At 66.8% G+C, this 8,918-nt stretch carries 7 protein-coding genes; 3 read left to right on the top strand and 4 right to left on the bottom strand.

Going from position 1 to position 8,918, the window contains the following annotated elements; translation table 11 throughout:
• Positions 1-366: 366 nt before the first annotated feature.
• The 4 genes from BG61_RS30125 to BG61_RS30110 form a co-directional block, all read right to left on the bottom strand.
• On the bottom strand, positions 367-1,653 hold the full coding sequence (locus tag BG61_RS30125; protein WP_035930314.1) for an MFS transporter: 1,287 nt from the start codon (positions 1,651-1,653) through the stop codon (positions 367-369).
• Between the two features lie 21 nt (positions 1,654-1,674).
• Positions 1,675-2,679 carry a sugar kinase gene (locus tag BG61_RS30120; protein WP_035930660.1) on the bottom strand — a complete coding sequence of 335 codons (1,005 nt, stop codon included), beginning with the start codon at positions 2,677-2,679 and terminating at the stop codon, positions 1,675-1,677.
• 45 nt (positions 2,680-2,724) lie between these two features.
• A complete protein-coding gene (locus BG61_RS30115) occupies positions 2,725-3,525 on the bottom strand; it encodes a sugar phosphate isomerase/epimerase family protein (protein WP_035930317.1) in 801 nt (266 codons plus the stop codon).
• Positions 3,526-3,676: 151 nt separating this feature from the next.
• On the bottom strand, positions 3,677-4,567 hold the full coding sequence (locus BG61_RS30110) for a LysR family transcriptional regulator (protein WP_035930319.1): 891 nt from the start codon (positions 4,565-4,567) through the stop codon (positions 3,677-3,679).
• Between the two features lie 108 nt (positions 4,568-4,675).
• On the opposite strand from BG61_RS30110, the gene BG61_RS30105 reads away from it, so the two are divergent.
• The 3 genes from BG61_RS30105 (at position 4,676) to BG61_RS30095 (ending at position 8,689) form a co-directional block, all read left to right on the top strand.
• Entirely contained in the window at positions 4,676-5,752 is a 1,077-nt protein-coding gene (locus BG61_RS30105) for a YeiH family protein (protein ID WP_035930321.1), read from the top strand.
• A gap of 199 nt (positions 5,753-5,951) precedes the next feature.
• Positions 5,952-6,689: a glutathione S-transferase gene (locus tag BG61_RS30100; RefSeq protein ID WP_035930324.1), complete on the top strand. Its 738-nt coding sequence runs from the start codon at positions 5,952-5,954 to the stop codon at positions 6,687-6,689.
• A gap of 263 nt (positions 6,690-6,952) precedes the next feature.
• Positions 6,953-8,689 (top strand): ClcB-like voltage-gated chloride channel protein, encoded by a 1,737-nt coding sequence (locus BG61_RS30095; RefSeq protein WP_035930326.1) that lies wholly within the window; start codon positions 6,953-6,955, stop codon positions 8,687-8,689.
• Positions 8,690-8,918: the final 229 nt, after the last annotated feature.

Genomic DNA, 8,918 nt, shown 5'->3' with positions numbered 1-8,918 from the left:
GTCCGCGTACCTATCCGCTCAACGTACTGAGGTGGACACTCCAACGGTCGGCCCACTCTGAAAAACTCAAACGTGGTCACGTCCTAACACCGCTGACCCCATAGCTGCTTTCTTTGGTTACTTTCTTTGCAGCAGCAAAGAAAGTGACTGCCGCCCCGCACAGGGGCGAAGCTAATAGACCAATAAGAAAACAAGTTTCATGGGAGCGCAGGCGCATCAGACGGTTCTACAACAAGACACCGACCCCAAGCGCCAGCGACCACCTTGAGCGAAGCTAATAAACCAATACCAAAGCAAGTTTCATAGAAGCGCAAGCGCATCAGACGGTTCTACGACCACCCAACCCCGCCCAAGCGCCAGCACGAATCACCCACGCGCTGCGAGCTTCCCGTCCGGCAGACCGCCCTGCGGCTTGACAGCCAGTGTCAACACCACAGCCGCAACGAGCGCGACGCTCATGAAAACGTAAGAGGCTGCTGGCGACCCGGTCGCCCCATTGAGATAGCCGACCACGTACGATCCGACGAACGATCCGAGCGCGCCCATGCTGTTGATCAGCGCCATCGCGCCGCCCGCGACATTCTTCGGCAGCAGTTCCGGCACGATCGCGAAAAACGGCCCGTACGGCGCATACATCGCGGCACCCGCGATCACGAGCAACGCATAAGACGCCCAGAAGTTGCTCGATCCAAGCAGATACGATCCCGCAAAGGCCACCGCGCCGACGAGCAGAAACGGCCACACGAAAAGCTTGCGGCGATTCATCTTGTCCGATGCCCACGACGCCGCAATCATCGCGATCGTCGCGGCCAGATACGGCACCGCCGAAAGCCAGCCCGTCTCGACCATGCCGAACGTCGACGCATTCTTCAGAATCGACGGCAGCCACAGCACGAAACCATACACGCCGATGCTCCAGCAGAAATACTGCGCGCACAGCTTGATCACCGCCGGCGAACGGAACGCCTCGCCGTAGTTCTTGACCGGCTTGATCGCGGCCTGCTCGGCGCGCAGCGTCGCATCGAGATCGCGCTTCTCCTGGTCGGTGAGCCACTTCGCCTGCGCGGGCTTGTCCTGCACGATGAACCACCAGATCACCGCCCACGCCACCGCCGGCAAGCCTTCCGCGATGAACATGTTGCGCCAGCCGAACGAATTCACCAGATATCCGGACACGACCGACATCCACAGCACCGTCACCGGATTGCCGAGAATCAGGAACGTATTCGCCCGCGAGCGCTCCGACTTAGTGAACCAGTTCGCGATGAACACCAGCATCGCGGGCATCACGGCCGCCTCCACGACGCCGAGGACGAAGCGGATCGCCATCAGCGACGGAATGTTGCTCACCATGCCCGTGAGCGCCGCGCACCCGCCCCACAGGATCAGGCTCACGAACACGAGCTTCTTCACGCTGCGACGTTCCGCGTAGATCGCGCCCGGAATCTGGAAGAAGAAGTAGCCGAGAAAAAAGAGCGCGCCGATCAACGACGACAGCCCCTTGCTGATGCCGAGATCGTGATTGATGCCGGCAGCGGCGGCGAAACCGTAATTCGCGCGGTCGAGATACGCGAGGCTGTAAGTGATGAAGACGATCGGCATGATCGCCCACCAGCGGCGCACCGCCAGCTTGGGTGAAGTCGTGGATTGCATCGTTTGTCTCCGGGTACTCGGTCAGACTGCGTTGAGCGCGGCTCGTGCCGTCTTGTCAGTTGAATTCTGGGGGGCTTCCAGGGCGGCGAGTTCGGCGCGCGTCGGCAGCCCTTCGCTGTCGCCGATCACCTGGATCGCAAGCGCGCCGATGCGGTTGCCGCGTTCCAGCGCGTGGCGCACGTCGCGCCCTTCCAGCAGCGCGCTCACCACGCCGACCGCGAAGCCGTCGCCGGCGCCGACCGTATCGACGACCTTCGCCACCGGCATCGCGGGCACGATGCCTTCGTCGCCGTCCGCGGTGCGGAAGTACGCGCCGTGCGCGCCGAGCTTCACGATCACGCCCTTCGCGCCCTGGTCGAGGTAGAAGCGCGCAATGTCCTCGGACTTCGCGTAGCCGGTGAGCGTGACGCCTTCGGAGACGCCCGGCAGCACCCAGTCGGCGAGCGCGGCGAGCGCGTTGAGCGACTCCGCCATCGCCTCGCGCGACGGCCAGAGCGTCGGGCGCAGGTTCGGGTCGAAGGAGATCGTCTTGCCGGCCGCGCGCATCTCGCGCGCCATGTGGAAGGCGAGTTCGCGCGAGGTCGCGGAAATCGCCGGGGCGACGCCCGTCAGGTGCAGATGGCGCGCGCCGGTCACGTAGTCCGCGACGTAATCGGCAAGCGACAGGTGGCTCGCCGCCGACCCCTTGCGGAAGTATTCGACCGCCGGGTCGCTGCCGTCGTCGTTCTTCGACTTCAGCTGAAAGCCCGTCGGATAGCGCTCGTCGATCGTCACGCAGGCCGCGTCGATGCCTTCCGCGGCGAGCACGTCGAGCACGTAGCGCCCGAACGAATCGCCGCCGACACGGCTCATCCACCCCACCCGGAAACCGAGCCGCGCGAGGCCGATCGCGACGTTCAGGTCGGCGCCGGCCACGCGCTTCGTGAACTGGCCGACGCGGGCGAGATCGCCGGTCTCGGCGGCCACGAACATCGTCATGGCTTCGCCGTAGGTCACGACATCGAGCGCCTGGGGTTTTGCTTGCATGATCCGTCCTTCCTTCTTCAAGAGTGTTCGTCGGGCAGGCGCCGTTCAGGCTGCCGCGAGCCACGCGACCCGGGCCGCCGCATCGCTTTCGGGCGCGGCGGCATCGAACGGGAATTCGATGCCGCGCGGAACGTCGCGAGGCAACAGCGCGAGGAGCGCGGCGAACTGCGCGTCGTCGGCGGCGGGCGCCGTGGCGAAGCGGCGGGCGCCCTCGCCCGTCACCGCCTTGCAGTGCACGTAGGTCACGTGCGGGGCGAGGCGCTTCGCGGCGTCGGCGGGGCTCTCGCCCGCCCACAGCCAGTTGCCGGTGTCGAAGGTCATCGTGAGCGCGCGGGCGTCGCGCGGCAGCGCGCCGAACAAGGCTGCGAACGCATCGATCGTGCCGCCTGCGCGCAACTGGCCGTTTTCCACCACGACGCGCGCGGCCGAGGTCGAGATCGCCGTCAGCGCGCGGTCGAGCGTGGCGGCGTCGGTGGCGGTGCCGTCGGGCGCTCCGCCCAGCTGCAGCTTGACGATGCGCGCGCCGAGCGCGGCCGCTTCGTCGATGGCCTGCGTGAGCGCGGCATCGTCGAGCGAGCCGTCAGCGGCGAAAAGCGACGCGGGCGTGGAATACACGGCCCAGAGGCCAAGCGCACCGATCCGCTCACCGAGCGTGCGCAAGGCCTCGTGCTGCGCCTGCGCCTCGTCGCGAAACAGCTCGCGGCGGACTTCGAAGCCGCACGCGCCCGCCCGCGACGCCCCGGCGGCCCAGACGGCGTGGCCGTCGCGACGGATCGCGTCGGCGCCAAATGCGCTGGCGACGATCACCACCTCGGACTTGCGCTGCGCGACATTAGCCTGATTCACGTCTGATCTCGGTCGGTTTGCGTTATGGAACCGGTTCCATAACCAGATTTCAAAAAAGACGCCGTGGCGTCTGCGTTAAAACGAATGGTGCGCCCGGCGAACGAAGGCGCGCCATAGTGGAATTCCCTAGCCTTCGCTCCCGTCCTCGCCTTCAGGCCTCCTCCGCACTTTGCTGGCATAGCTCCAGAAAGCGCGCGGCGACGCGCGAGGGCGCCGCCGAATGCGGCATCAGGATCGAAAAGCGGCGCGTGAGCGGTTCGGGCGCGATGCGCAGACGCCTGAGCGCGCTGTCCTCGTGGCGCATCGACATCGCGGAGACGAAACCGATGCCCATGCCCGCGCGAACGGCCTCCTTCACGCCCTCCACGCCGGCGATTTCGAGCGCGACGCGCATCGGCGAGCCCGCCCGGGCGAACGCCCGCTCGACGATCTGGCGCACGCCCGAGCCGCCCTCACGCAGCACGAGCGGATGGGCCGAGATGGCGTCGAGCGAGGCTTCGTCGCGCCCGGTGGCGAGCGGATGCGCGTTCGGCACGATCGCGACGACCTCGTCCTCGCGCCAGGGCGTGACGCCCGTGCCGGGCGGCAGGTCCACGCCGACCGGTCCTTCGATCATCGCGATGTCGAGCGAGGGGAGCGCGGCGACGATATCGGATGTATTGCCGTCGATGGTCGAGACGCTCACGTCCGGAAACTGCCGATGGAACGCGGCGATCAGGTACGGCAGCAGGTAGCTCGCGGGCGTGGTGCTCGCGCCGATGCGCAGGGTGCCGCGCTCGAGCCCGCGCAGCGCGTCGCGGTACGCATGCGCCTGCCGGTAGGTCTCGCGGATGCGCCCGGCGTACTGCACGAGCTGCTCGCCGGCGGCCGTCAGCCGCACGCCGCGGCCGTTGCGCAGGTAGAGCGGTTCACCGAATTCGTCCTGGAGCTGCCGAAGCTGGCCGGAGACGGCCGGCTGCGACAAATGCAGCGCGATGGCCGCCCGGCTGATGTTGCCGTGTTCGGCAACCGTTGCAAACGTTATAAGCTGTTCTGGGGTCATGGGGAATAAATATCACGGTAGCCGATAATTTACATCCTAAATGACAATTTTTCATATTCTTATGCCACGGATAGGATTGACAGCAGTCAACTCACCAGTGAATTCATCATGTCGACCGTCCCGTCAGTATCTTCCCTCGTCGCCGTCAGGCCGTCCACGCGCGGCCAACTGAACGGCATCCTGTTCGTTGCGCTCTTCGCGGCGGCCGTCACGAGCCTCGCGTCGATACCGGCCATCGCCGGGCTCGGCGTCAGCCCGCTGATCGTCGGCATCGTGGCGGGCGCCCTGTACGGCAACGCGCTCAAGCACGGCATGCCGGAGAGCTGGGCGGCCGGCGTCAACTTCTCGGCGCGCAAGCTGCTGCGCATCGCGGTCGCGTTCTTCGGCCTGCGCGTGAGCCTGCAGGAAATCGCGCAGGTCGGCCTGCCGGGCGTCACGGTGTCGGTGCTGGTGGTCGTGAGCACGCTCGCGATCGGCACCTGGGCCGGCATGAAGGTGATGAAGCTCGACCGCGACACCGCGCTTCTCACCGCCGCGGGCAGCGCGATCTGCGGCGCGGCCGCCGTGCTCGCGTTCGAATCGACGCTGCAGTCGAAGCCGCACCAGAGCGCGATGGCCGTGGGCAGCGTCGTGCTGTTCGGCACGCTTTCCATGTTCCTTTACCCGCTCGCGATCAACGCCGGCTGGCTTCATCTCGACACGCTCGGCGCGGGCCTCTTCTTCGGCGGCACGATTCACGAAGTGGCGCAGGTGGTCGGCGCGGCGAGCAACGTGAGCCCGGAAGCGACGCACATCGCGACCATCGTCAAAATGACGCGCGTCATGCTGCTCGTGCCGGTGCTGATCGTGCTCGGCCTGTGGCTGAACCGCTCGCGCGCGGCGGCTGCCGGCGGCGCAATCGGCAAGGAGCGCGGCAAGCTCGTGGTGCCCTGGTTCGCGCTCGGCTTTCTCGCGCTCGTGATCGTCAACTCGCTGAACATTCTGCCCGCGGCGGCCACGAGCACGGTGAACACGCTCGATACCTTCGCGCTCACGATGGCGATGACCGCGCTCGGCATGGAAACGCGCATCGCGCAGATCCGGCAGGCGGGACCGCGGGCACTGGCGACGGGCGCGATCCTCTACGTGTGGCTCGTCGGCGGCGGACTTGCGATCACGCTCGGCGTCGAGCGGCTGTTCGGCTGAAACCCGCTGACTCAGCGGCGCCGCATCCGGCGCTGCCGGTCCATGAAGAGCCCCGCCGCGTGCGGGGCTTTCGGCTTGTTTTCAGCGGTGCCCGTCTGCGGCGGTTGTCGGCCCGCGAGGGCATGTGCATTGCTGAACCGGGGCGCGTGCGCCGTGTCGTAGAGGCGCATCCCTGCAATGAAGTCATGAGGACACGCCAATGGCCTACGAACTGTATTACTGGGACGGCCTTCAAGGCCGCGGAGAATTCGTCCGGCTCGCGCTGGAAGACGCGGGAGCCGACTACGTGGACGTCGCGCGCGGCGCAAAAAAGGACGGCCTGGGCACGGACGCCATGATGAAGGTCATGAAAAGCCGCACCGAACCGCACATTCCGTTCGCGCCGCCGTTCCTGAAGGATGGCGAGCTGATCGTGCCGCACGTCGCGAACATCCTGCTCTATCTCGGCCCGAAGCTCGGGCTCGCGCCGAAGGACGAAGGCGCGCGCTTCGCCGCGCACGGGCTGCAGCTGACGATCGCGGACTTCGTCACGGAAGTGCACGACACGCATCATCCGCTTGCCACCGATCTCTACTACGAAGACCAGCGGGACGCGGCCCGGGTCCGCTCGAAGCATTTCATCGAGGCGCGCATCCCGAAGTTCTTCGGCTACTTCGAACGCGTGCTGAAGCAGAATCCGCACGGCGACACGCACATGATCGGCAAGAAGGCCACGTACGTCGATCTCTCGATGTTCCAGCTGGTCGAAGGCCTGCACTACGCGTTTCCCCGCGCGTGCGCGAAGTTCGGCGAGCAGTATCCGCGCGTCGCGGCCCTGCACGACGCGGTGCTCGGGCGGCCGAACATCGCGCGCTACGTCGAGTCGGAGCGGCGCATTCCGTTCAACGAATCGGGCATCTTCAGGCACTATCCCGAACTCGATCAGGACGCGAGCTAGCGCCGACCCTGTCAAGGAGCATGCATGTTCGTCACGCCCATGATCGCCACCATCTCGAAAACCGCCCGGCTCGGCCACCGCCGCTTCCGAAGCGACGCCGCAACGGCCGCGCGGGCGCGCGCCAGCCCGCTGCCCTCGCGCTGACGCCTTCGCGGGACGCAGCGCCATGGCACGGCTCGTAAGCGCTTCCCGCCGATGCTATCCTTGCGGCGCACTCTGGCCCGCATTTCGTTCAATCCGTCAACTCGCCCAACCCCGCTCACGTGCTTTCATTCCTGCTCAAGCTGCGCACGCGCGCACAAACGCTCTTTCGCCTGTCCGAAGCGCACACCATGCTCCTGTGGGCGGTGATCGTGGGCGTGGCGGGAGCATTCGCTACGGCGGCGTTCCGCGAAGGCATCGATGAGCTGCAGCGGCTCCTGGGCGGCGAGGCCGGCAGTTTCGTCGACATGGCGGCGCGCCTGCCGTGGCCGGTGCGCGTCGCGCTGCCGACGGCGGGCGGGCTCGTCGCGGGCGCGTGCCTCGTGATCGCGCGGCGCCGCACGTCGAAGCAGGCGAACGCCGACTACATGGAGGCCGTGACGATCGGCGACGGCGCCGTGCCGCTCTGGCAAAGCCTGTGGCGCAGCCTCTCGTCGCTCTTCACGATCGCGAGCGGCGGCTCGATCGGCCGCGAAGGCTCGATGGTGCAGCTTGCCGCGCTGTCGGCGTCGGTGATCGGCCGCTGGGTCCACTTCGATCCGCCGCGCCTGCGCCTGCTCGTCGCATGCGGCGCGGCGGCCGGGATCACGTCGGCGTACAACGCGCCGATCGCGGGCGCGTTCTTCGTCACCGAGATCGTGCTCGGCTCGATCGCGATGGAGAGCTTCGGGCCGATCGTGGTGTCGTCGGTGGTGGCGAACATCACGATGCGCGAGTTCGCCGGCTACCGCCCGCCTTACGAGATGCCGGTGTTCCCGACGGTGACGGGCGTCGAAGTGCTGCTCTTCGTCGTGCTCGGCCTGTTGTGCGGCGTGCTCGCGCCGCATTTCCTGCGACTGCTCGCCGCATCGAAGAAGCGCTTCGCGCTGCTGCCGCTGCCGCTGCCCGTCCGGCTCGCGCTGGGCGGCCTGATTGTCGGCGCGATCTCGATCTGGCGGCCCGAAGTGTGGGGCAACGGCTACGAAGTGGTGAACTCGCTGCTGCACGAGCCGTGGACGTGGACCGCGCTTCTCACCGTGCTCATCTTCAAGATCATCGCGACCGCCGCGACGGCAGGCTCGGGCGCGGTCGGCGGGATCTTCACGCCGACGCTCTTCGTCGGCGCGGTGCTCGGGTGTCTCTTCGGGATCGGCGTGCACGCGATCTGGCCGGACTCCACCTCGGCGCCGTTCGCCTACGCGATGGTCGGCATGGGCGCGTTTCTCGCCGCCGCGACGCACGCGCCGCTGATGGCGATCCTGATGATTTTCGAGATGACGCTGTCCTACCAGGTCATGCTGCCGCTGATGCTTTCGTGCGTCGTCGCGTATTTCATCGCGCGCACCTCCGAGCAGACGTCGATGTACGAGGTCACGCTGCGCCGCACGCGCGAGGAGAAGGAGCGCGTGCGCCTTGCCGCCACGCAGATGCGCGAGCTGGTGAAGCCCGCCGATACCGTCGTGCCGCTTTCCGCGAACGTGAAGGACATGACGCGCGTGTTCCTGGAGTATCCGGTGAAATACCTCTATGTCGTCGACGACGGCGAGCGATTCCAGGGCGTGGTGGCGCTCAAGGACATCACGTCCGACCTGCTCGACGAACGCGACACCGAGATCAAGACCGCCGCCGACTATCTCCAGCCGCATTTCGACGTCCTCACCCCCGACATGTCGCTTGGCGAGGCGCTGCAGCATTTCCTCGCGTTCCAGGGCGAGCGGCTGCCGGTGATCGAGCGCAAGTCGCAGCCGCTTCTGCTCGGCGTCGTGTACAAGACCTCCTTGCTGGACGCGTATTTCCGGCTCAATCCAGCAGCGCGCTGAGAACTGCGCTACTGTGCAATTTTGGGGCGCGTTGCGTGCGCGGCGGCCCCGGGCGTCGATGTCGCGCGCCGTCCACGCAGTCTTCAGGAATCACATGAAGTGTGGCGCGCGCGCATCCGTGTGCAGGCACACGTGCGCTCTGAGCGGTTGGTCTGCCGGCGCCCCTGCCTGCGCGCCGGTACGATTGGCATGAGCCTTGCTCGTGCTTTGTCGCTGCCTACGTCAGGAG

The sequence above is a fragment of the Caballeronia glathei genome, from assembly GCF_000698595.1.
Lineage (GTDB): Bacteria > Pseudomonadota > Gammaproteobacteria > Burkholderiales > Burkholderiaceae > Caballeronia > Caballeronia glathei.
Note: the sequence above shows the minus strand (reverse complement) of the source record. Positions and strands in the feature narration are given on the sequence as shown.